Here is a 22,157-nt window from a genome sequence, read left to right as displayed (position 1 = left end):
TCTAAGCTAGAGCCTTGCGCTTGAGTTTGACTCTTGCCGCCAGATAGAAAAGTTGGTTTTTATCCATAGCATTCGCCGCATAGGCATTGCAACACAGAATTAAGCTCACAAACATGGAATTTCCGCAGACATCCCCATCCGACATTACCATTCTCGACAATGGTACTGTTCTTACAGCCGACGGCCTGGCCCTAAAGGGTACCGATGCCGTTGAGATCATAAACGTACGTCTCGAGAACCGAGTCGAAGCCCTCTTCTATTCCTGGCAGGTTTGTCGGGTAGTGCGCCGAGACTTCAATTTCGTTGCTACAAAGTTGTTTCACCGTGAACGTCGAAAAGGCGGACGGGAACAAGTGCGTAGCCTTCTAGATGAAGTGCGAATGCAGGCTGACCTTCTGGTTATCGAGTGCGATTCGTTTGCATCCCCAACAGGGACGAATGGGCGGTCCGTACCACTTCGACTTGTTTCGTCAACGGCGGCCGGCTTGTTCAAGGCATTCCAGTTGGCCGATACTGCATACGCTAAGCTCAACTTTGCAGTTGACAGCAATAAGCTGGCAGAAAATATGGTTCATGCCTACACCCAGCCTTTTGAGTCGGCCTTCTCCGATTTGAAACTGTATTGCTCCACCCGAAACCAACAGGAAAAGTCGGCGCGAGAACTTGCCGAAGCTGGAGGGATAGCATGATGGAAGACCAGGTTCTTGTTGGCACAATTCATACGACTCCTGAGGTTGGCAAAAACACAGGGAACCCGCTCGTCATCAAAGGGGTGGAAAGAATCGAATCGATTATTCTTTCCGGCGATGACATTCGATTGAACGCCGAGTTGTACTCGCATGTGCTGAGTCGCGTCATGCGCCGCGACTTCAACTTCACAAGTGCAAAGTTGTTCTGGTACACCAAAGGATTCCATCGTCGTATGCATGCGCGGGCCATGTTGCATGATCTGGCCGTCGAGGCGGAACGACTCGAAGATATGGCGCGTCCCTACGATATGCCTGATGTCGCCCCGGCCGCGACCTGTACGATGAGAATTGTTTCGGATGAGGCAGAGTTACTTTTCCATGCGTTGGTTAAAGCTGACCGTGCCCTTCACAAGCTGATGCATAGCCCCCTGGCAGAGGTCGCTGAAGACAATATGGGGCCGTTCCTGCGTACGTTCACTTTGCTTCGGAAAAAAGTGTTCGGCTTCAGCGACGACCAACGTCAACGCGCCACAGACCATGGCAGCATCACTGGCTAGGCACCTGCCTCGCCTTGTCGCGGATCAATGGTTTTCCCTTGGGTCTTTGCTGACAGCGGACACTGTGTCCTCTAAAATTACGAAGTAAGCTGTTGATAATCATGGCCTCATGAAATTTACACTGCATTTCTGGGGCCACGATTCGGTCACCCCATGCGTTGATTGTCGCTTGCTACCGTCCAAGGTTACTGTAACCTACATATTTATCAACTTTTGGAGTTGCATTCATGCTCAACCTGGTCCAGCTGGAATCTGAATTTACTGCCGAAATCAACCCTGGCAATCTCAAAGACGCCATGAAAGTGTTGGGCGCCACGTCAGGTAATGTTTGGAAAGTCCCCTTTAATGAGCTGCTGATCATTGAAGGCTTTAATATCCGCGTTCACAATGATAAATACTGGGCGACGGTCAACGAGTATGCTGAATCGATGTTCAATGAGGGGTACTTCCTTCACAAGCCAATGACCGGCTTGATTCAACGCGATGAAGCTGGTGAGAGCCGTGTTTATATTTTCGATGGTCATACCCGCTTGTTGGCAATTCCAATCGCCAATGAACGTTTGGCTGCCGAAGGTCGCCCGCTGATTACAGACGTTTCAGTTATCGTCCCGACCAGGAAGGACAACAAGCCAATGTCCGTAGCGGACCTGACCTTCGCCATGGTTAACGGAAATAAGGGCAACACTCACTCTGCGTATGAGTACGCCGTTGCCTGCCAACGCCTGGTCAGTGAAGGGGAGTCGTTGAACGAAATCGCGCGTCGACTTGGTTTCTCGGGCGAGTGGGTTAATAGCCTACTGCTGCTCATGTCGGCGCCAAAAGTGTTGCGCGAGCGCGTTGCCAATGAAGCGTTGACTGTCACGCTCGCTGTCCAACTGTTGAAAGAGCATGGACCAGATGCTGCGGAAATGGTTGAAGATGCCGTGGCAGCGAAGGTGCCCGACGGGAAGCCGCTCCGTATTACGAAAAAGAATATTCAGCCGGCCAGCCGCTTTGACAAGCTGGTTAAACGGTCTGCGCCGAAACTGTACTCGGCCCTGGAGGATGTGAAGATGGATCCAGCATTCGACTCTCTGAGCGTTGATACGCGTGAGAAGTTGCTTGCCCTGATGGAAGAGATGCAGAAAGCGAAAGCGGATATCTCTGTTGACCATTCGCAACAGGCCACAATCTTCGATGCTAAAGCCGATGGTGAGACAAAAACGGCTACTGCCTAATTGCTAATCGCTCTGATGGAGCGGTGGTCCCGACCTATGACGGCTGGGGCCACCAAGTTACTTTTTCTCCCAGATTTTGTGTTTGATTTTTAACTGCTTCAGCCGACCCAGTGCCGCACACGGCCGCGATCAAGATGGGTGAATCGCCCGGGGTAATAGCCCACCCCTCCTCCTGCAAGATAGCGCCCGAATCGGCTTAATGCATCCGCGCTAACACCCTCTATCCGTAAATCCATGGCTTGTGCCCGCATGTGCAGGCTATTGCGCTTGCCACCCTCATTGGCGTTTGTGTGTGAGCTCCTGTACCCACTGTTGACGATAAGCGGCCGGTCTATTCCATTCGCACGTAGCCAACCATAAACGCCGCGAGCGATATCAAGCATCACCAAGTCGAATTGAACCACCTGGCCCGCCTGTACATCGCGCAGGATATTGCACAGCTGAATGTATCCTTCTGGAATGATTCTCCCATCCGCCCAGTAGACAACACGAACCTGCTCGGCACGTGGCTGTCCTTTGCCTGCTGGGCGGTAAAGCCACAACTCTCGTGGCAGTGACCAGAAATCAGTCGGTTGACCGAATGCCGGCAGAGCGACACATGCTGCCGCTCCGGCCAAATGGCTGAGGAAGCGGCGGCGCCCAGGTTGAAGGATGTCTGACTCGCCAGGAGCTGGGGGGAGAATTATAATGACGCCACACACTTTTTAAGTACTTTAGCTGCGGCGTCCTTTTCAGCCATTTTGCGGTTAGGCCCTTTGCCTGTCATCCTGATTCTGAGCATTGGGACATCACATTGAACTTCGAAAGTTCGAGCACCTGGCTCTCCTTGGCTCAGCACCGAGTAAATAGGTACTGGGATGCCGCGAGCCTGGAGGTGTTCCTGTAGTGCGGTCTTGGAATCTTTACCTAACGGAACCTCACCGCGCGAGAGCAGAATCTCCATGTGATGAAGGATCACCTTCTTCGCTACGTCATGTCCAGCATCGAGTTGAACTGCAGCGAAAACAGCCTCTAACGCATCCGAGAGAATCGAATCTTTTGATTTCTCTACTCGGTGAGTTTGGTCCACCTCCAAAAAATCGGCAATTCCGATTCGACTGGCGACCTTGACTAGCGACTCGTGACACACGATAGCCGCACGTATGCGCGAAAGATCACCTTCAGACAGGCTAGGAAATCGCTGAAAAAGCATTTCGGCGACGGTGTAGTTAAGGATGGCATCGCCCAGAAACTCAAGGCGTTCATTGGATTCGCCGCCCATGCTTTTATGCCGCAACGCCTTGTGAAGCAGATTTGCGTCGTTGAAATGGTGGCCTATATTGCTTTGCAATGACAAGTGTTTCAGATCTTGCATGTTTTATTCTCCGTTAAATTCCATTCTAGGACCTTGCTGCCGGAGAAACAGTCCGAAAGGCTTGGCATTTGCCGGAACAATCGCAGCGCATCACCATGGATCCCAATATGACAGCACGACCGATTTTTCATCACTTGGAAATACCATCAGGTGAGGCCGCCAGTGCTACTTTCCTTTTCGAGATGCAGCCAATTCTTCAGGTATCTGATGGGCGTGTCATGGCTTATGAATTGCTTTACAGGGGCACGAGGCCGATTGAGTGGGCAAAAGTCGATAATGCCGTGATCAATTTTTTATCCACGCCGCAGCCCGGCTTGCCGGCAGTGTTCGTCAACTTATCGAACGAGATTCTCATTTCGCATAATGCATGTGACCTCGCGCAGGCGGCATCGGCAAATGACGTGACCTTCGAGCTAAGCGAAGCGGTTTCTGGATACTCAGATCGCGTGGCAATTGCCGAAAAGGTGAATCGGATGATTGATGTTGGCGCCCGGGTAGCGCTTGATGACTTTGGGGCTGGCAGGGATGGGTTGGAGCGGCTTTACTCAATTCGCTGTGCGTCAGCAGTCAAGATCGACCGCGAGTTCATGCTGACATGCATGCAACGGCCCGATGCCTTCCGTATGCTACGAATGCTGATTAATCAGTGGCGTAGTGAGGGAGTAAAATCGGTGGCGGAGGGAGTTGAAAACGAAGCAATGTTTGCCTTCGCCCGTGAACTGGATGTCGATCTTGTCCAAGGATGGTTCGTCGATAGCCTGGTTGGTATGAAGCAGGTGGGCGAAACCGCGTGAATTCGATTACTGCGGTGTTGACAATGCGATGCGCGCTGCGATGTTGCTGCTTGAAACCATCCCAGAAGAGACATGTCCATCCTCGAAAACGATACTTGGGGTGCTAGTAAGCCCTAATCGTTTTGCAAGCACCAGGTTGCCATCAATCGCCGCCACATCGCCACACTTCGCTGGCTGTATCACGAGCCCTTCGCCGATTTTCTTCCATGCCCTTATCTGGTTGTCTGAGCACCACACATCGATTGCCTTGAGCCTCCCTGCTTTGGTATGCCCAGGAAGCAAATGTCGGTATACCGTCACGTTATTCAGCTGGTCAAACTCGGGCTCGATCTGGAGACAGAATTTGCAATCGGCGCTCAGGAAAACATGGATTGAGCGAGAGCCGTCACCTTGAACTGATTTGAATGTGCCATCGGTTGTCAGTGATTTCAAAGCACGTTCGTCGAGCTGAGTTACGGCTGCAGGGCTTGAAAGTAAGTTGGCACCAAAGGCTGCTGCGGCGAGAAGGCCAGCGCCAGCAATCAGTGTCATCAGTGTGTTGGAGTTGAGGACTTGTGCCATGAAATTCGCAGGTTACAATAGACCTATCAATCGTACTTTACCTATCAATTAATCAGGGAGGCAAAACAATGCAAATTATTACCGCACTCATGAACTTGGACCTGTCCCATCTAATCGTAGTGGGTATGGTTATTCTGGCCTTGCTCGGCACCAGATCGAGCAAGGTAGAAGAGGACGACAACAGCGACTATGAGAACGCCAGTTGGAACCCATCCAGTGTTAACTATAATGAATGAATTGCCCTGCTCCGCAGCTTTGATTTGTCATCGAGCAGCGGGGAAAGGCGGCACACTTTCCGCATCACTATTCGCCGATGCATCCCAACTCCACCATCCCCCCTCTTCCGTATAGCTCATTGTAGTACGCTTCCTTCTCTCTCTTACGCTGCAGGTATGCTGCGTCATTTCTGCCGAAGACCTCTAACGGAACTTCCCTTTTTGTATCCGTCAGGATGAAATCTGGTAAGACTTGATCTGTGATGGAATCAAAACGTAAGGGCTTAGAAAATGATCTTCCTTGCGCCACTAACCGATCAGCAACGATCCGTTCATAACTCGACTCAACAGGAATAAATTCTGAAGTGATGCTCATGATCGCCATGTCGATCGCTGAGGCATACACACTCTTGCTGCTTTTTTTTAGTTCTACCTGGACTATTGCGACGGTTCCGGCTCCATTGCGCCATGCTGACAGCTCATTTTTGAATCTACGTACAGTGGTATCCCACAGTCCGGCTTTCATGTAGACGATTGGCATCCCGTGGAAACCACTGATCTTCATCTGCCGTGCCATTATGTCTGCCCTCTCCTGGGTGTAGGCAGCCAGTGGGGCAATTAAGAGCATCCTGTACTTCGATTCAAGCGCGGCCGCGGCTCGTTCACGATTGCGGTCCGCTTCACGTGTATCAGCTCCAAATGCAGGCAACAGCATCTGGTCTATCAGCTTCAAGGTGCCGGCCCAGACGTTCTCCGTTGCGTTGTTTATCAACCGGTATGCGACCGAAGGACGGCGCTTGCCAGCAAATCCGGACTTCCATTGATTCAGCCCAGCTTCGTCCCACAGGTAGTGAAGCAATCCCAGTAGCTTCATCGACGATTGGCTTGTGGACGGCTTACGTACTTGTTGTGGCCTGTTCGGTGAAACCAGTTCTGCAGGTGTGTCCCGCTCAACCATTCCGATCTCTAAACGAATCTTCACAGAGCCATCTGGTTGCAGGTTTAGTACAGAGGAAGTTCCACCTCCTACCCCAATTTGCGTCGGACTCGCGCTATAGAACTGGCAGTCGATTGAATGCTGACCACCGGACATGCTAAACCTAGCCAGTGAAAACTGATCGCTGCCTTCGTAGTACTTGACCGCAAGCCGCTTTTGACCAATGCCAGTGCAACCGCAGCGCAGTTCTGCCTTTCCGTATGCTGCTTTTAATGTCGACTGCCAGCCGCTCGAAAACGTGGACTCGGTTTGAAAATTCGCTGAAAACGTTCTTACTTTTTCGTTGAGGGTAATGGTGACCGGATGTACGTCGCTCATGGCGTAGAAATTGGAGTTGGGGGAGATCTGTAGTGTCACATGAGGAGACGTGATACGCATCAGAAAAGCAGTTTGAATCTGCTCACACTCTTGTCTCTCCCCCTATGCGTGAAAAGTCACTTTTTTTCACATGATTAAATTTCAGTCATTCGACATGGGGTGGGACAATTCTTTACCCTCAAACACTGTCACACGGAAGATTAGAAGATGGCCGAACATAGTTTCGCAGCGGCATTCATGGCGGACGATCGCATTCGAGTACGCCCTTTGACTGAACTGCAACTTGTGCAAATGGATGACGTCCACTACATGAGTGAATCTCAGAAAAATTTCTTCCGTGCCCGACTCGTTGCGTTGGAAGAATGGTTGAAGGCAAGGACCAGGACAACCTCTGCCGAAATTGCCACGTGTTCGGCCGGCGCTGATCCGGCAGACCGAGCCAGTGCTGAGGAAGAACATCAGCTTGCGATCGGCGCCAGGGTGCGCGATGCCGAAAAGTTGCTCGATGTAGCAGCTGCAATCAAACGAATTGACCAGGACTCGTTCGGATGGTGTCTGGACACTGGTGAAATGATCGGTGTTGGCCGCCTTCTTATCTGCCCTACTACCGTGTTGTGCGTAGAAGCACAGCAGCGTCGTGAGAGCAAAAATAGCCATTATGGAGCATGAGTATGTATAAGTTCACCCCAAAGACTGTTGAAGTTAATAACCCGCACTACGACCCCGAATCACTGCTCAACACGGTCATGCGATTATTGTGTGTGAAGAACGACAGGCAACTGGCCGTACGTCTCGGCGTCCAGGCCCCCCAAATCTGTAAGATTCGGAAACGCCGGGTACCAGTTGCTCCTGCTTTGTTGATCAGCATGCACGAGGAAACAGGTCTCAGCTTACGTGAATTACGCACGTTAATGGGCGACTACCGCGAAAACTCAGGTCCGAGCGCAAAGCATCCGGTAAAGCCGTTGATCCATCAAAAAAATAGCACTTACCATATCCAAGGTCAGCGCGTCTTGCCGCGGACTTTTGCGGCCGTATAAGCGCCAATCAGGTCGGCATCATGCTCGCATCACTCATGATTGGTGCCGCTGCCGGCGCCGGCAAGGCGCTAGCCCGATGCCAATAACCTTCCTTCATTGCCAGCGCCGCCGCTTTCCGTTCTGCGGTACTACCCTTCATCTTGCATTTGCTATTGGTAATTCATCCCACTTGGTTGTATAACAGGGCGTCTTATTGCCGGAGCGCAGCGCCCAGCGTGGTGCCAGCCCAGCCGATGCGAGCGTCACCGAGTCCCGCCCAAATCGCGCGTTCAACGCATCGAGCGCAGCCATCACCTTGACACCAGGCTCGCGCGGGCGCGCTTCATCAAACAGCACACCTTGCAGCACGCTTTTGGGTGACAGGTCCAGTAGCATCACCCCGGCCTTCTTGTAGCGTAGGCCCTCGATGAATATCCTTTCCAAGCCATGCAGTGCGGCGCCGGCCAGCACGCGGCTATCGTCAGTCGGTACGATCAAGGGCACTGTCAGGCCGTTGCTGTACTGTAAGTCCATTTGTTTAAATTTGTTAGTCTGTATAAAGACGTGGACCGCGCCGCACATGGAATCTTGTGACCGTAGTTTTTCACTGGCGCGCGTGACATAGGACGTCACGGCCTGGCCCAGCTCGTCGATGCTGGTCACCATGGCGCCGAAAGACTTGGAGCTAATGATTTCCTTACGAGGTGGCGCTACCTCTTCCAGGGCCAGGCAGGATAAGCCCCAATCTCGTTGCATGTACGCTCCATCACGACACCGAATTTTGCGCGCATGTCTCGCGGGCTGGCGTCTTTCAGGTCTTGTACAGAATTGATACCCATGGCGCGCAGTTTATCGCCGATGCGCCGGCCTACGCCCCAAACCTCGCCGACGTCGATGCGGGAAAATAGTCAGAGCATACGGGCGGCCGACATCGTGGACAGATCACATACGCTGTCGAACAGAGCAAACTTCTTGGCGATGTGGTTGGCCAGCTTCGCCTGCGTCTTCGATGCGCCCACTCCCACACAAACCGGTAAACTGGTCCACTGGAGTATCTTGGAGCGGATATCCTGGCCCATGGCCGTAGGAGTATCCCACAGCCCGCTCATGCCGTTCAGACTCAGGAAGGCCTCATCGATGCTGTAGACCTCGACGTGCGGGCTGTAGGTGCGCAGGATAGTCATGATGCGGTTGCTAAAATCGGCATAGAGCGCGTAATTACTGCTCAACGCCACTATGCCGTGTTGGCGCGACAGGGCCTGTAATTTATGCCACGGCTCTCCCATCTTGACCCCGAGCGCCTTCACCTCATTCGACCTGGCAACAACGCATCCGTCATTGTTCGATAGCACCACCACAGGGACATCGCGCAGCCTGGGATCCATTGCTCGCTCACATGAGGCGTAACAATTGTTTACGTCGACCAGGGCGAACAGCTGGGCGTGAGCATTAGCCATGGCTAGACTCGCAACTTGCGCACAACGCCAGTGACGACGCCCCATACCTGCAACTCGTTGCCTTCCACCAGGCGAATTGGCTTAAATGCGGGATTTTCGGGATGCAATTCGATGACACCACGCTGGCGGTACAGGCGTTTGAGCGTATATTCGCCATCGATGACGGCCAGCACGTAATGGCCGTGGGCTGCTGTCACGGAGCGGTCAACCAGAACGATGTCGCCATCCAGGATGCCCACCCCGGACAAACTCATGCCCACCACCTTGAAAAAGAACGACGCCTCCTTGTGCTGGATCATGAAAGTATTCAGGTCCAGCCCCTTTTCCGTATAGTCGGCCGCCGGCGACGGGAACCCGGCTGGAATTTTCTGGCAGAACAGTGGCCGTGACGCGGGTTCCGCGGAGAGTCGGGCAGGTATACCTGGTTGCAGAGCGCTGATTGTTAGCTGGATGGGGGCGAGGTTTGTCATGACGATACTTTCTACTGTGTTTATATACAGTATATCCGTAATGCCAGCAGACCGATAGCACTCCGAGAATGCCCTTGGTTGTGTTGTTAGGTTTTTAAGGCGCCAGAGGTCTGCAACTGGGTGAAGTGGTTTGAAGCTGCCTCGAGGGCCGCAATGTTGTTCTCGCCGGGCGTGAGCCATGCAGTGCAGTGTCGACTGCTGTGGTATTCCCATAGTGCGTGCGCCAGGCGTGGGTCAACATATGCGTTGGCCATCATTAGTTCTGTAGTCAATCGAATACAATCCTCCATCCGATCATGCGGAATATCATTGATCTTTGCCAATGGAATTGCCTGAACCGCAGCGGCAATTGCGTCTTTCGTACGATTCGGCGAATCTGGGGTATTGTTTCTGCCAAATGAGCCATAGTATGCTGACGTGATGCTAATGCGCGAATGTCCGAGTTTCTCGCTCACTTGTGCTCGCTTTAAGTCTAAATCTTCCTTCGCCATCTGCCCGCCTGAACCGCCTAATGTTGGAGGTATTACTGATGCTATTAACGCGGCATTTTCTGCATATTGAGCACGTAACCCATGGCCGGATACATTACTGTCTTTCTTTGTAATTCCAATTTTGGCAAGCATTCTATGCCATTTCCCCAAGTTAGATTCAATTGAAGCCGTCTGTCCATTATGCTTCGTCTGCCAACCGAGATATTCATTCTTTTTTACTAATTTCTTAATTTGATCAAGCACTATTCGCTGTTCAGCAGTATCGATATAAATGTCTCTGGGACGCCCGCCTTTAGTTTGGTATGCAGCGAAGCGGTCACCACGGTCGACCTTCCATGGACAACATTGCATAATTTCGTGCCGACGAAGTCCAAAAGCAACTGCGATCCGCAGCATTAAACCAAAGCGTTTGTCGATAGCGTCAGCCTCAATTACCTTTTTGGCAACATCAATGCCATTTTCTGCCCAGCTTTTGCTTCGAGTGGCGGAGCTTTTGACACGTAATTCTGAAGGGGGAACATCGGGAAGATAATGAGAAACATTTTTAACCATATTTGCTTTTCCGATCCATCGGCAGAACTTCCGTAAATATGACAGATTACTTTGTATAGATTTGGCCGCATATTTATTTTTATACCAATATTCGCAAAGAGCTTTCACATGTTTTTCACTAAGATTTTCAGGATTTGTTAGCCGATAATTTAAATCCAATAGCAGACGGAAACTTGCTTTAAGGTGCTCACCGGTAGCAGATTTTGTGCGCTCACTCGCCACTTTACCGTTCACTCGGGTGCCTGCGTTCTTGTGCAAAATCGCGTTAAGTTGAGATATGAGTGTCGACATGTTACCCCTTCGTGGTTGTATATTTAACAAAATTTTGCCGCGTTGCCTGTAGCAATATCGCGGCATTGGCATTACGACAATGCCGTCAATGCATGTAAGTAGCCGGGGAGAGGGTCCTAACGTAAGCACACTAATTTCACACTACCTTCCCTCTTGGCAAAAAGGCAACGTGCCGACGCCTTTCGGCTGCCGATCGCCTGACTTACTGCTGTCAGGCCTAGAACTCTCACGTGGTTTCTCACATAGCGCTTCCCGCCCTCATGGACAGGTCTGTGGTGGCGCTAGCACCAATTGGTCTTACTCTCGCCCCGTAGGCGTCGCGGAGGCAGCAATGGCGCCGGCACGTGGCCAGCGATTCATGCGTCTGGGAGCATCCAGATATCCGCCCTTCTGTGTCTCTTGGTATATGTCATGGCCCAGACCGGAGCCATCGGCGCAGCTGCTATCGAGCTGCTCGTATCGCTCCCAATGTCGACCGCAACGTTCGCGCCTATCAGCGCGTAATTCACGTTCAGTGGGAAATCAGTGTTTCTAAGCGACGTCTTACCCTGATGTAGCCTGGGTTTCGCTGTCACTCAGTGTTCGTCAGAAGTTTTCGTCCTGTATAAAAAAAAGGCCAACGGTGGCCCTGGACGAACTACAACATGAACAATTTGAGGTGGTGGTAGTGCCAAGGTCTGTGCGCTGGCTTGGGGAATTGCCGCATAGGCGGCGGTACAAATTGGTGCTTTTCGATTCCGAAGGAACTGAAAAGAAGATGGCTGAAACAATGCCGCATGGCGACGAAGGGATATTAGCGTTTTAAGTGACTTAGGTCAATCGAAAATAGATCAAAAAAGAAGGCATATTTGGAACAACATTGGCACAGGCCAATCGTATCTTTACCCTATTGCAGCAATATGCAGCGTAATGCAACGAAACGCACTGAAATGCATCAATTAGCAGCAATGCGCAGCGTTGTGCAACATTGTGCAACATATCCAGTTTTGATGATTGTCCTCGAAAATTTAGGAGAGTAAGCGTGGCTGAACTGACGGCAGCTGGGATGACCAATATAAAAAGAACGAACACAGCTGAGTTAAGAAGGTTGTTTACAAGTATCAATCTCTTACTCGATGAAGGCTACAACCACAAACAGATTTGCGCTCATCTAAATTCGAAAGGAATTACGATTCCTTACGCACAGTATCGGGCTATCATGACTCGCTTAAGGAGGGAGAGCGAAGCATCTAAAATTGTGCTTGCCACGATGCATCAAGTTACTCCAGAAAAGAAGATTCTAGAAAGCCGAATTAAACCAGAAGCGAGACTATTGAGAACGGTGGAGGATTTAAACGAGATTGGCAAGGAAAAGAAATTCACATGGAACCCTGGTTCTCAAATTGAAAAATGGTAATTTTTAATGGAGTTTGATATGCATACTGTTCACTTTGTATTAATGGGTAAAGGTGGTGTTGGAAAATCGATGGTGGCATCGATTCTGGCCCAATTCTTAAGTACGCTCGACCGTAACCTTTTTTGTTCCGATACCGATCCAACGAATATGACCTTCGCGCACTATAAAGCACTCAATGTTCAGCACTACAATATTTCGGACGATAATCTAAAAGTAGACACCCGGAAGTTTGACGCGCTAATCAACCGTATTGCAGAACATGAGGGTGACTGTGTTGTCGATACAGGGGCATCCTCTTTTTTGCCCCTGATGCACTACATGCACGAAAATAAAATGTTCGAGTTGATCGAGAGCACAGGCAGGCGTGTAGTCGTACATACGCCTCTGGTCGGCGGGCAGGCGATCGACGAAACTATCCGCGGACTGCAGACAATCCTGGAGTTTTTTAAAACACCCGTTCTGGTTTGGGTGAATGAATACTTTGGCCAGGTCCGCAAGGATGGCGTTGGATTCAAAGACTCGGCGCTGTACAGGGAGTCAAAATCCCGTCTGTTCGGAGTTGTGCACCTCCAAGAACTTACAGCAGATACATCTGGTCGTGACGTCGGTGAAATGACTCGGCACTATCTTACTTTCAATGAAGCACTAGCTTCACCGATGTTTCACTTTGCGAATCGTCATCGTTTAACCAGTGTGAAGAATGGAATCTACGGCCAACTCGAGAAGCTTGATTTCTGATATGGATCAATCGGCAAAGCGGAAGCAGGTAGTTGACGATGTGTTCTTAGCTACTGGTGAGAAAATGTCGCCGGACGATCCGCTTGTAATCGCCGCCTTGTTCTACAGCCATCAAATGCTCCAGGCCGGAAACGTTGTAACTGCCGATTTGGAGCGGCTGGCCGCGGACATTCGTGCAGCAGCGCAAAAGGCTTTGCCAGATAACGGTGCTGCCGATGCAGCTCGAGCCAAACTCATGCGCGATATCGAATCTCAAATCACCCGCTGCATCAAGACTGCCAGTGCAGGCGGAGGGCGAAATGAGCATCCCTACGTTCCAGCCTGGTATGCACTAGCCGGCGCCGTAGTCGGGGCATTTCTAATTGCGGCAGCCTGGGTAGTGGGGATGGAACGAGGATCCGTTCAAGCCGATGAAGCGGCCGTCGGACGCTCGTTCACACGGGTTGTTTCCACAATGGACCCCAAGCTAAAGGCAGAGTTGATGGATCAATTACGAAGGGCACCTGATTGAACGTGGACAGCGCAAGGTATACTTGCGCTGCTCATTACCATTGATACTCTTTCTCAAAACCACTGAAGGAGTCGCACATGAAAAAGAGATTAATGAGTAACGCTGACCTCAAACACGTTGATTGGGCCCAGTGCGAGCGCTCCGCCATGCTTCGTTCGTTGCACTCCAAAAGACTTACGAGTGTGGTGGGTGATACCTCAAGCGGATGGGGATGTAAAGTCATCGACGGTGACCGGAGGTCGGTACATGCCTATTTGACGGGCAAGGGGGATCTGCGTGCCACTTGGTGGAACCTCTACAGCGCGATCTATCTCATGGTCGTGCCAAGCGGCAACCTTGAGCACGCGATGTATTCGTTTCACAGATTCCATCATGCAATGACCCTATCCGGGTTGGAATTTTGGCAATCTGTCTCGAATACGGCCTCTGACGTTCAACAAGACGGGGTGATGGAAGCAGCTCGTAAAACTTTCATCCGTGATTTTAACCATTGAAAAAAACTCGCACATCAACGTGAGTCCCCTCCACGTCCTAATGGATGGGGGGGCACATCGGAAGAGAAAAAAAGCAATCCAACAGAACGAAGCCATCGCTATTGAGTATGAATCGGTCCGTTTCCCGAGGGTTCGCAATTCTAGAAAGCAGTTATACCAGGTGATGTGCTTACGGGGAAAAATCAAGAAGAATGCCAGGGAGATGCAGCCAGTATTGCGAAGATGGTCTTGTAACGACTTTTACCGCAAATCCCATAGACCAATCGAGTACCATAAATTATGCCTGCTAAGAAGCGCCTGTTATAGAGTTCAAAGTCAAGGCGTAATGGTGCGCCGCAACTCTCGAGTGCGGCGTTGGCCTGATCATAGCTAGCGAATCCATCCACGCGCGGTCCATTCGGAAATCCGCCTACGAATCTTATTTGCATAAATGTCTCGTTTATCCGGCGTTTCGCTGTGGTAGGCGCCGACTGCAATGTAGTTGTTACCGTGTTTATTCATTTTCTTTCTAAGCAGCCAAGCAGCAACGTAGATCGACTTGCACGGGTCAAACAAGTCGTTAGCGCCGATTCCGAACTTGGCAAGTTCAGGGAGATGCACGCTATTAGTTCCCGTCAAACCGCGATCAACTGATCGGTTGGTATTGTTTGTCACTATGCTGGGTCTGAAGCTGGACTCCTCGGCCGCAATAGCTCTCAGAATCCACGGGTTGACTTGCTGAAAGTGAGCAGCGTCGTCGAAACAATCAGCGTTGGCCGCATTGAGAGATGTAGTCAAAAAACCAAAAACTAACCAATTCCTTAACAATCCAAATTTTGCGCATGGATCCATAATTTTCATCGCTTGCGTTTTCTACTTTAATGGCCCCAAGAGGACGGTTTATGAAGGATAATTATAATTTCTGTAAGGCAATTTCTGTCGTGATAAAATATTGCAAAAAAATCTGTTGAACGCCCTCTTCCTGATAGCTTTCACGCTTGCATCAGTGAATTCAGACGGTATTCTAGATACATCTTCAACTTGTTTAGGAACGAAATGAAAGCTTTTAAATCGAACGTCTTCGCTGCAGTAGTTGCAACTTTGTTAGTCGCATGTGGCGGCGGTGGTGGTTCCGAGGGTAACGGTTCGGTCGGCGTCACGCCCCCTGTCACGCCACCTGTCACGCCACCAGTTACGCCACCAGTTACGCCACCAGTTACGCCCCCTGTAACTCCGCCAGTTACACCGACACCTGGCGTTTCTACAATCCAAACCACCGTCGCCGCAGCAACGTACGCGACCGGAACCGAACAGCGCAATGCTTATGACTACCTGAATGCCCAGCGCCTGGCCTGCGGATTTGGCTTGTTGCAGCAAGATGCGAAGCTCGACGTAGCGGCACAAGGACACGCAAGCTACCTGTCGGTAAATCACTTCATGAGCCACAACCAAGATAAGGTCGCCTACCCGAATGGTTTCACTGGCGCCACCTTGGCTAACCGCTTTACAGCTGCTGGATACGCAGCTACTTCGGGATCGGAAGTGTTAACTGAACCATATCCAGTTACCTATAACCAATCCTACGGCTCGACCTATGGTCAATCCGCAGTCATGGACTTGTTTACAATTCCGTACCATGGTGATGGCATGCTGGACGGTGAGCGTGATGTGGGTGTCGGCTTTGGCGTTACGGATACGTACTGGCGGCGCGTTGTCGTCAACATCGGATCGACAGCAGAACGTCCGCGTCAACAGATCGCAGCTGATAAGATTTTGACGTACCCATGTGCCGGTACAACTGGTATTTTGTCCAAAACATATACCGATGAAATACCATCGCCTATCCCTGGCCGAAATCTGGTGAGTAACCCAATTGGCCATCCAATTTATGTCAAAGTACGTGATGGAAATACGTTGACTTTGAGTGGATACGTGCTGCGTAAAACAGGAACCAGCGTCGATATTCCCTTGCAATTGCTCAACAAGGAAAACGATAGCAATGGCCTTATTACATCCGGTTCTGTTGCTATCCTGATGCCCTTATCACCGCTGGAGAAAAATGCCACTTACAATTTTACTTCAGCAGGAATGAATAACGGTGCTGCAATTACTGTGTCGTTCTCGTTTAGTACCGGATCATATTAACCAGAGTTGGAAACATTGATAAGCGGCAGCTAAATCACAGTAATAAATCGGACAGCAGCCTACGGCATACGAATTCGCCACGGTTGCTGTCAGCTATAATTATCCGATACGGCCAAATTTTATAATAGTATATGACTTATTAATTGTTGCAGTAGAAATTAAGTTTTCAAGCACGAATAAGTTGTTGTTATCTCTGATGAATTTGTACTGCCCTCTACACCATTGTTTATATTATCGTAGCTTATTCTTTTTAAGGCGAACCCTGCAGGGCAAACGCCAACTGCACTCCAACGCAGGTATTTGTCCCGAACCATTTCGAAAATTTTGTATCCTTGGCAGCTAGTGTCAACCCAAATGCCAGCACGACCGCTGGTGCCACCGCCTGTCGTTTCAACGAATCTTGCCAAGCCGCACATTGTGCCTTGCAGAACGTCAGCTGCTGATCCAGCTGGCCCTGCTGGCCCCGCTGGACCTGGAACCGCAGCAGGAATAAGTTTGTCTACCCTTCCGCTGACGCCGGACAATTTATCCAAACCAGTAGAATCAACAGCTTGCCCGTGCGCTGTCACTGTTGACAGTGCAAACATCGAAGTCATGCAAAAATAAATAAATTTCTTCATTAAATACTCCTTTTCTTAATTACAAATAATAGCAATATGTCTGCGCTATCAATACGCCTTGAAGTGGGTTGCCGACGCCATCTTGTACATAGACATTCCATGGACCTGATCCAGTGGCGAAATGATTAATATAGCCAATTTGTTCTTCGCTTTTCGGGATAAGATAAATTTTCGGAACTCCGTTTGCTAAACAATTTGGGGCCTGAACGAAAGCTCCTTGACTTGTTTCTGAGACGGTGACCATTGTTGCTGCCTGAAAAGCAAATTTGCCCATACGCCCTACCAGATCCACCCAAATCCCACCTTGACATATTAGTGACGATCCAGCTGTCGTTTGAGATATCGCAGTCTCAGGGCTGCAGCTCGATCCTGCGACTGATGTTTTAGTGAAGTTGGTGAGTGGAACAAATATGCCTGACTGACAAACTAATGTCTCTTGATTAGAGGCATTAACTGCAATTCCACCTTCTACTGAGCAAACAGCCCCACGATTACTTGTAACGAGTGCGGGATTTCGCCAGCTTCCTCCGCGGCAAACCAGCAGGCCGGCCGCAGTATTAGTCGGTTGTGTATTGGCAATGTCGTTTTCTTTTGAACAAGCACCGCCAGGCGTAGCTTGGACGGCAGAATTCAACAGTGAACCGGATACTCGACCGGTCATTCCGTCGAGTTGCGCGTTGGTGATTCCGCTATTGTCAGTCACACCGATTGCAGCGGAGTTTGGGTCGAGGAAGGCGCGTACCAAACAGTTGGAGGCACGGGTAAGGATCTCACCATTTTTTAGCATTGCTGCGCGGAGACACGTTTCGACGTCCGTGGCCCCTACGGATTCGCTCGACTTGATCTCCTTTCCAAAAGTACCTTTACCAGCAACGGAAAGTTCCCCGCGTAGGCTGGGATCGCGGTTGTCGTTGATACGTACGAACTGGCTTAGTCCTGAAGCACCATATCCAAAACGGGCGGCGACGACGCCAGCTGGATTGCCAGGTAAAGGATTTACAGTGGTGCCCGATCCACCTAAGTAAGTGATCTTGGAGGTGTCTGGTAATAATGAAAAGCCTGCGTTGACGCCTACCTTATCGGTAATTGCAGATATAGCTGGCCCATCAGCCTCGTTGGTGCCTGCGGATTGAATAGGTTTGTCGATGTATACCCTACCTCCGACGTCGCATTGCTCTCCCGCCCCGATCAACCAACAACCATCAGGTGTGCGTTCGACTTCAAATCGGAATTTGCCAGGTACTTGACCGTTGCTGAAAACCGAGTCTTCCGAGAATCCATTCTGCAAGTAGCCAAGCTTGATAAGGCTTTCAATGCTAGGACGCATTGTCTGACCAGCCATACTGCCGGCGCTAACGGTATAACCGTTTTTGGTGATTGATCCCCCTTGCTGGAGTGCAAGATAGTTCTCTTGCGCATAAGTCTCACCTGCATTTCTAGCAATTGCTAAAGCGCCGCCTTGAGATGCTGCAAAATTCAGTTTGTTCGCAATTACCGTTGACTGGATTGACCCCAAGGTTATTAAAGCCGTAACCATCAAGGCGAGCATCACATCAATCATCGCGAAGCCATCCTGCTTCCTTCGGCGATACAAATCAGTTCGAATCATAATGGGTTTCGCTGGGACAGAGCCAGACAAGCAACAGGCTTGCCTGGCCAAAGTTGATTAGGTGCCGGAACGGCCAATGGCCCAGGTAACGGTTACATCGGAAGCTGCTTCACATGCTGTAGAAAGCGCGGCGACATCCAACGTTGCGTCAGCTGCTTTGACAGTCGAGGAGCCTACGGTGATTCGTCGGGCGACCGATTGAGTCGCAGAAACGATGTCATAGCACTGACCGGACGGAACTTTCGTGGCCGCCAAGTTTGCGACGTCATTATTGGCGGTGATCGTGCCAGGAACAACAGTCAAGGTACCGCCCCACAAGTTCGATGCCGTATCGGCAGTACCATCGCGAAGATTTCGTGGAAACGCACCAGACTTTACCGCGATCGCGGTGGTTAATGAGCCGTACATGTTATTCTGGCCAAAATTCTTTTGGAGTGCACCAGCAATGGTGGTGATTGACGAGGTGAAAGCGGTATTTTGCTCATTGCGGGAAGTATCACGGTAATTCATGAATACTTTGCCGAGAAAAATTGCGACTACGATCAAGGCGACAACCAACGAAAGCATGAAATCACCTGCTTGGCGGCGACGATTACGGCTTTTCTCCTTGTTTGGTACTTTGTGGAAATCAATGTTCATTATAACCTTTCATTTTTTAATTGGATTTGTGATATTTGCTACAGGTATTTTATGCGCTCTCTTTTCCATTTCCCTTTGAATTTGACGCACTGGATTCGTTTCATACTGCATAGTGCTACTTATATTCATTAGCCCCACATATAAGAAAACTACAATGCTGATAAAAATTCCGACAAAGGTAAAATTCATAACAGCGGCATTTTTGGTTACCTGATCACGCGCTTCCCGGTTTCCTTTAGCTCCAATCTCTATAATCACATCGCTAAAGCTTGGTGAGTTTCGAATGGAGCTGCCCATTTTTGCTAAAAGTCTTTGTGATATGAGGCCTTTTGAAAATGCTTCAACATATTCTGTTGGCTTAGTATTCAAATGATTTAAGATTCGTCGAATGTGTGACTTCAAATATGGAGTGGCGTTTTCCAGTATTGCTTCAAGCGATTCTTTCAAGTTTCTTCCTGTCCCCAACCATACGGCCAAGGCAGATAAAACAAGTCCCGCTTGAAAGTCGCGATACATTGCCAATGGCAACATCCAAGGTGCTATTGGAGTTAACCACATTGCAAGTGTCGGATTACATCGCTCCATCTTTAATCGAACTGAATTTCTCCATTTCGGAAGTTGTGACACAAAGAACAATACAAGCACCAACGCGATCGCGCAGATCAAAACGCCGTAGTTATTGATGACGTTTGCGACAATCCGGACTGCGTCGTTGAACGGAGTCCATACCTCAACAGGCGCCGACTTCTCGATAGCAGGGATTGCCTCAGTACTAATCATGTATGCCAGTGAGCCGGCTCCGGCGAGATACAAAGTAGGTTTCGCTACCGCAAAGAAAATCGCTTTTTTAGCAACCATCTGGTCATCAATTGCACTAGCAAGGATTTCCAGCGTTGCAGGTTGGTCTCTTGAGCGGTCAACGGCGCCGAGCATCAATCGGTCGCTAATGGGCATGATCGCACCGACCGTCGCCGTAATTGAGTGCTCCCGGCCAGTGCTTAACTGTCGAAGCGCGCCTCGCATAGCATGTGCTTTTGAGGCTGAACCCGTAGCTGGGCTAGTGGCTATGGCAAGTTCGGCTTCTACGAATTGCCGCATTGGCTCAGTTTTCCGGATGGACTTCGCTAGCTCTCTATAAAATTCACTTCTGTTCAAGTGAAATTCAAATAGCTGAAATTGTTTGTAACTATTTTTGAAATATGTGAACATCTTTAAATTCCTGGTATTGCAAATTTGGCGAAGGATCCAAAACGAGAGACATATCGAGGATCTATCTCACCTTGGAATGCTTTGAACAACGCATGCTCAAATACAGTTTTGCCGTGCATATTTTCAGTATAAAAGCGACCGTCCGAAAATGATCTGAAATACCTAGCCGCTTCTATGTCACGGCAGTCCCGGGTAAGTTCAAGCCACTGCTCATCTGGAATCATCATTTCCGCCACCACGGTTTGCCCTTTATTTCCCTTTTGCTTGCATTCTGGACATCCACCTTGCCGGCGCACGAAAAAGTTATTGCGGCCCAGATCAAAGCGTTTTTCCAATATGGCCATATCCGAATAAATTTTCTTTTGAATAGTTTGCGGATCGGAGCGCACATCACCTAAATGGTGAGCGTTGAAAGTATCGTGAACATCGTCAACTGATATCCTGCAATGTGGGCATAGAACCGGCACCAGTGCTTGATATGACAGCAATCCGAGTACGTTAGGGGCGGTCAATACGCTGCGCTTTAATCCAATGCTTTCGTCCGTTAAGCGTGGAACAATTCCTGATATGAACTGTGCATGGAGCGTGCCCATGGCCATGTGCCCGGTAAATGCGATTTCCTGAGCTGCAGCACCGCTTGATCGGTCCCTTATCTCGCCAATAAATGCCCCGTCCAAGTCTCCACGTAACAGATCCATGACGATGCCGTCGAATTCACGTTCACTTGCGGCGCGATCCTGCAGATTGCGCTGGAAACTGATCTGGTGGACACCTTTAAGCCGTAATTCGATCGGGTCTTCGATGGAGTAGAACGCGTGGGTACCGTTGCCAGGATGGTTTTCCCAAAACGATTGGGCTGTCGTCGTTTTACCAGAGCCAGTAATTCCCGCGAGAATATTGATCCTAGGAGGACCGTACGGGACCTCATGGAAGAGTTCAATATGGGCAGGGGCATAACCCAGCTGTATGTAAGTTCTAGCCGGTGCGTCACTATCCTTGTGTAACAGGCGACATACAATCTTCGGGCCGGTTGGGCTCCGAAATGACTGGTAGCGCATTGCAATTTTTTTCCCGTCGACAACACGGCTTTTAATCATCGCACTCGCGTTTACATCGTCTTGAAATTGGGATTCAGTGTTGGACCCACTTTCTACATTATTCGTGTAAGCCCAACTCACTGCTGCGCGCAATTGTGTAGCTGTAAATACACCGCGGTCTCTGCCAGGCAGCGGCTCTAACTCACCGTCTACCCGAATCAAGACTGTACCGCGTTCATTTTCGCAAACGTGATGGACGTCTGATGCGTCTGCTCTAATGGCTAGCTCACCAATCATTTCCCATAGGGCCTTGCCCTCCGAGGCGGCGGATGTATCGATTGAGCCACGTGCTGAAGCACGGCTTTGGTAATCTTCGACCAATGACCGGATGACACCTGCGACACAGGGAGTTTCGCCGGGTTCGATATCGAATCCGTGACTGGCCAACCTAGTTCGCAAGTTGGTCAGAGTAGCACTCACGCTCCCGCTAAATTCAGGGTCGACAAGGATCTTCGCTGTGTTTTTACTCGTGGCTATCGCCGCGACAGCATGCTCATGGTTTTTAGGGATTTTGAACTGGCCAAGCTGATCTCCGCCACTGATCAATTCGATTTTTTCGCCCCCAAGTTGATCCAGGTGTTCAATCATCGAGCGCCGGCCTGCCTGTCGAACATCAGACTTGTCTGTTGCCCACTGCCCATGATTAATCCGCCCGCCTTGTACGCCGACATTTGTCAGCGCACGCGTGCTGACAACATGTTCAGTGGGTTTGGGACCGCCAAAAAAAGGTAGCATTTG

The 22,157-nt window shown here is 50.1% G+C and carries 26 protein-coding genes; 11 read left to right on the top strand and 15 right to left on the bottom strand.

Annotation, left to right across the window (positions count from 1 at the left end; all coding sequences use genetic code 11):
- Positions 1–113 precede the first annotated feature (113 nt).
- The 3 genes from ASN89_RS07260 (at position 114) to ASN89_RS07250 (ending at position 2,463) form a co-directional block, all read left to right on the top strand.
- The gene (locus tag ASN89_RS07260) at positions 114–689 is read left to right on the top strand and encodes a hypothetical protein (protein ID WP_058048798.1); all 576 of its coding nucleotides are present in this window, start codon (positions 114–116) and stop codon (positions 687–689) included.
- Positions 686–1,246 carry a hypothetical protein gene (locus ASN89_RS07255; RefSeq protein ID WP_058048797.1) on the top strand — a complete coding sequence of 187 codons (561 nt, stop codon included), beginning with the start codon at positions 686–688 and terminating at the stop codon, positions 1,244–1,246. Before ASN89_RS07260 ends, ASN89_RS07255 begins: the two co-directional genes overlap by 4 nt.
- A gap of 227 nt (positions 1,247–1,473) precedes the next feature.
- Positions 1,474–2,463 (top strand): helix-turn-helix domain-containing protein, encoded by a 990-nt coding sequence (locus ASN89_RS07250; RefSeq protein WP_058048796.1) that lies wholly within the window; start codon positions 1,474–1,476, stop codon positions 2,461–2,463.
- A gap of 98 nt (positions 2,464–2,561) precedes the next feature.
- Here the strand turns inward: ASN89_RS07250 and ASN89_RS29845 are convergent, their stop codons facing one another.
- Positions 2,562–3,164: a YcbK family protein gene (locus ASN89_RS29845; RefSeq protein ID WP_152988489.1), complete on the bottom strand. Its 603-nt coding sequence runs from the start codon at positions 3,162–3,164 to the stop codon at positions 2,562–2,564.
- Positions 3,146–3,817, bottom strand: a complete 672-nt coding sequence (rnc, locus tag ASN89_RS07245) for a ribonuclease III (RefSeq protein ID WP_058048795.1) — start codon at positions 3,815–3,817, stop codon at positions 3,146–3,148. The genes ASN89_RS29845 and rnc overlap by 19 nt, the downstream gene beginning before the upstream one ends.
- A 68-nt stretch (positions 3,818–3,885) precedes the next feature.
- Between rnc and ASN89_RS07240 the strand changes: the two genes are divergently transcribed.
- Entirely contained in the window at positions 3,886–4,611 is a 726-nt protein-coding gene (locus ASN89_RS07240; protein WP_152988488.1) for an EAL domain-containing protein, read from the top strand.
- Between the two features lie 6 nt (positions 4,612–4,617).
- Here the strand turns inward: ASN89_RS07240 and ASN89_RS07235 are convergent, their stop codons facing one another.
- Positions 4,618–5,172: a thioredoxin fold domain-containing protein gene (locus ASN89_RS07235; protein WP_058048793.1), complete on the bottom strand. Its 555-nt coding sequence runs from the start codon at positions 5,170–5,172 to the stop codon at positions 4,618–4,620.
- 303 nt (positions 5,173–5,475) lie between these two features.
- Positions 5,476–6,702 carry a DUF1173 family protein gene (locus ASN89_RS28090; protein ID WP_161911751.1) on the bottom strand — a complete coding sequence of 409 codons (1,227 nt, stop codon included), beginning with the start codon at positions 6,700–6,702 and terminating at the stop codon, positions 5,476–5,478.
- 207 nt (positions 6,703–6,909) lie between these two features.
- Here ASN89_RS28090 and ASN89_RS07225 point away from each other — a divergent pair, with 207 nt between their 5' ends.
- Together ASN89_RS07225 and ASN89_RS07220 are read left to right on the top strand one after the other, a co-directional pair.
- Positions 6,910–7,371, top strand: a complete 462-nt coding sequence (locus ASN89_RS07225) for a TraR/DksA family transcriptional regulator (RefSeq protein WP_058048791.1) — start codon at positions 6,910–6,912, stop codon at positions 7,369–7,371.
- A 2-nt stretch (positions 7,372–7,373) separates the two neighbouring features.
- Positions 7,374–7,742: a hypothetical protein gene (locus ASN89_RS07220; RefSeq protein WP_200968988.1), complete on the top strand. Its 369-nt coding sequence runs from the start codon at positions 7,374–7,376 to the stop codon at positions 7,740–7,742.
- A 135-nt stretch (positions 7,743–7,877) separates the two neighbouring features.
- Here ASN89_RS07220 and ASN89_RS29275 read toward each other — a convergent pair whose 3' ends face one another.
- The 5 genes from ASN89_RS29275 to ASN89_RS28085 all read right to left on the bottom strand — a co-directional run bounded on the left by ASN89_RS29275 (position 7,878) and on the right by ASN89_RS28085 (position 10,982).
- The gene (locus ASN89_RS29275) at positions 7,878–8,477 is read right to left on the bottom strand and encodes a DUF4113 domain-containing protein (protein WP_200968987.1); all 600 of its coding nucleotides are present in this window, start codon (positions 8,475–8,477) and stop codon (positions 7,878–7,880) included.
- The gene (locus ASN89_RS29840; RefSeq protein WP_200968989.1) at positions 8,432–8,617 is read right to left on the bottom strand and encodes a DNA polymerase thumb domain-containing protein; all 186 of its coding nucleotides are present in this window, start codon (positions 8,615–8,617) and stop codon (positions 8,432–8,434) included. The genes ASN89_RS29275 and ASN89_RS29840 overlap by 46 nt, the downstream gene beginning before the upstream one ends.
- Before the next feature lie 12 nt (positions 8,618–8,629).
- A complete protein-coding gene (locus ASN89_RS29265) occupies positions 8,630–9,178 on the bottom strand; it encodes an SOS mutagenesis and repair protein (RefSeq protein WP_200968986.1) in 549 nt (182 codons plus the stop codon).
- 2 nt (positions 9,179–9,180) lie between these two features.
- Positions 9,181–9,648, bottom strand: a complete 468-nt coding sequence (locus ASN89_RS07210) for a LexA family protein (RefSeq protein WP_082654453.1) — start codon at positions 9,646–9,648, stop codon at positions 9,181–9,183.
- Positions 9,649–9,734: 86 nt separating this feature from the next.
- Positions 9,735–10,982, bottom strand: a complete 1,248-nt coding sequence (locus ASN89_RS28085) for an integrase domain-containing protein (RefSeq protein WP_161911750.1) — start codon at positions 10,980–10,982, stop codon at positions 9,735–9,737.
- 1,021 nt (positions 10,983–12,003) lie between these two features.
- On the opposite strand from ASN89_RS28085, the gene ASN89_RS28590 reads away from it, so the two are divergent.
- From ASN89_RS28590 to ASN89_RS07190, 4 genes are all read left to right on the top strand, one after another.
- Positions 12,004–12,378 (top strand): hypothetical protein, encoded by a 375-nt coding sequence (locus ASN89_RS28590; RefSeq protein WP_152988487.1) that lies wholly within the window; start codon positions 12,004–12,006, stop codon positions 12,376–12,378.
- An 18-nt stretch (positions 12,379–12,396) separates the two neighbouring features.
- Positions 12,397–13,116: a hypothetical protein gene (locus ASN89_RS07200; RefSeq protein WP_058048854.1), complete on the top strand. Its 720-nt coding sequence runs from the start codon at positions 12,397–12,399 to the stop codon at positions 13,114–13,116.
- A gap of 1 nt (position 13,117) precedes the next feature.
- On the top strand, positions 13,118–13,627 hold the full coding sequence (locus ASN89_RS07195; protein WP_058048789.1) for a hypothetical protein: 510 nt from the start codon (positions 13,118–13,120) through the stop codon (positions 13,625–13,627).
- Between the two features lie 77 nt (positions 13,628–13,704).
- On the top strand, positions 13,705–14,121 hold the full coding sequence (locus tag ASN89_RS07190; RefSeq protein WP_152988486.1) for a hypothetical protein: 417 nt from the start codon (positions 13,705–13,707) through the stop codon (positions 14,119–14,121).
- Between the two features lie 369 nt (positions 14,122–14,490).
- Here ASN89_RS07190 and ASN89_RS07185 read toward each other — a convergent pair whose 3' ends face one another.
- The gene (locus ASN89_RS07185; RefSeq protein ID WP_235501896.1) at positions 14,491–14,961 is read right to left on the bottom strand and encodes a lytic transglycosylase domain-containing protein; all 471 of its coding nucleotides are present in this window, start codon (positions 14,959–14,961) and stop codon (positions 14,491–14,493) included.
- Positions 14,962–15,156: 195 nt separating this feature from the next.
- Between ASN89_RS07185 and ASN89_RS28580 the strand changes: the two genes are divergently transcribed.
- Positions 15,157–16,245, top strand: a complete 1,089-nt coding sequence (locus ASN89_RS28580; RefSeq protein ID WP_161911749.1) for a CAP domain-containing protein — start codon at positions 15,157–15,159, stop codon at positions 16,243–16,245.
- Between the two features lie 158 nt (positions 16,246–16,403).
- Here ASN89_RS28580 and ASN89_RS28575 read toward each other — a convergent pair whose 3' ends face one another.
- From ASN89_RS28575 to ASN89_RS28075, 5 genes are read right to left on the bottom strand one after another with little or no spacing between them, the layout of a single operon-like run.
- Entirely contained in the window at positions 16,404–16,865 is a 462-nt protein-coding gene (locus tag ASN89_RS28575; protein ID WP_152988484.1) for a hypothetical protein, read from the bottom strand.
- Between the two features lie 19 nt (positions 16,866–16,884).
- A complete protein-coding gene (locus tag ASN89_RS28570; protein WP_152988483.1) occupies positions 16,885–18,474 on the bottom strand; it encodes a hypothetical protein in 1,590 nt (529 codons plus the stop codon).
- 57 nt (positions 18,475–18,531) lie between these two features.
- Positions 18,532–19,113 carry a type 4 pilus major pilin gene (locus tag ASN89_RS07175; protein ID WP_058048785.1) on the bottom strand — a complete coding sequence of 194 codons (582 nt, stop codon included), beginning with the start codon at positions 19,111–19,113 and terminating at the stop codon, positions 18,532–18,534.
- Between the two features lie 9 nt (positions 19,114–19,122).
- Entirely contained in the window at positions 19,123–20,322 is a 1,200-nt protein-coding gene (locus ASN89_RS07170) for a hypothetical protein (protein ID WP_058048784.1), read from the bottom strand.
- 2 nt (positions 20,323–20,324) lie between these two features.
- A complete protein-coding gene (locus tag ASN89_RS28075) occupies positions 20,325–22,154 on the bottom strand; it encodes an ATPase, T2SS/T4P/T4SS family (RefSeq protein ID WP_082654448.1) in 1,830 nt (609 codons plus the stop codon).
- Positions 22,155–22,157: the final 3 nt, after the last annotated feature.

The organism is Janthinobacterium sp. Ant5-2-1, from assembly GCF_001445815.1.
Classification (GTDB): Bacteria; Pseudomonadota; Gammaproteobacteria; order Burkholderiales; family Burkholderiaceae_D; genus Janthinobacterium; species Janthinobacterium lividum_E.
This window is presented reverse-complemented; position numbering and strand designations above follow the sequence as displayed.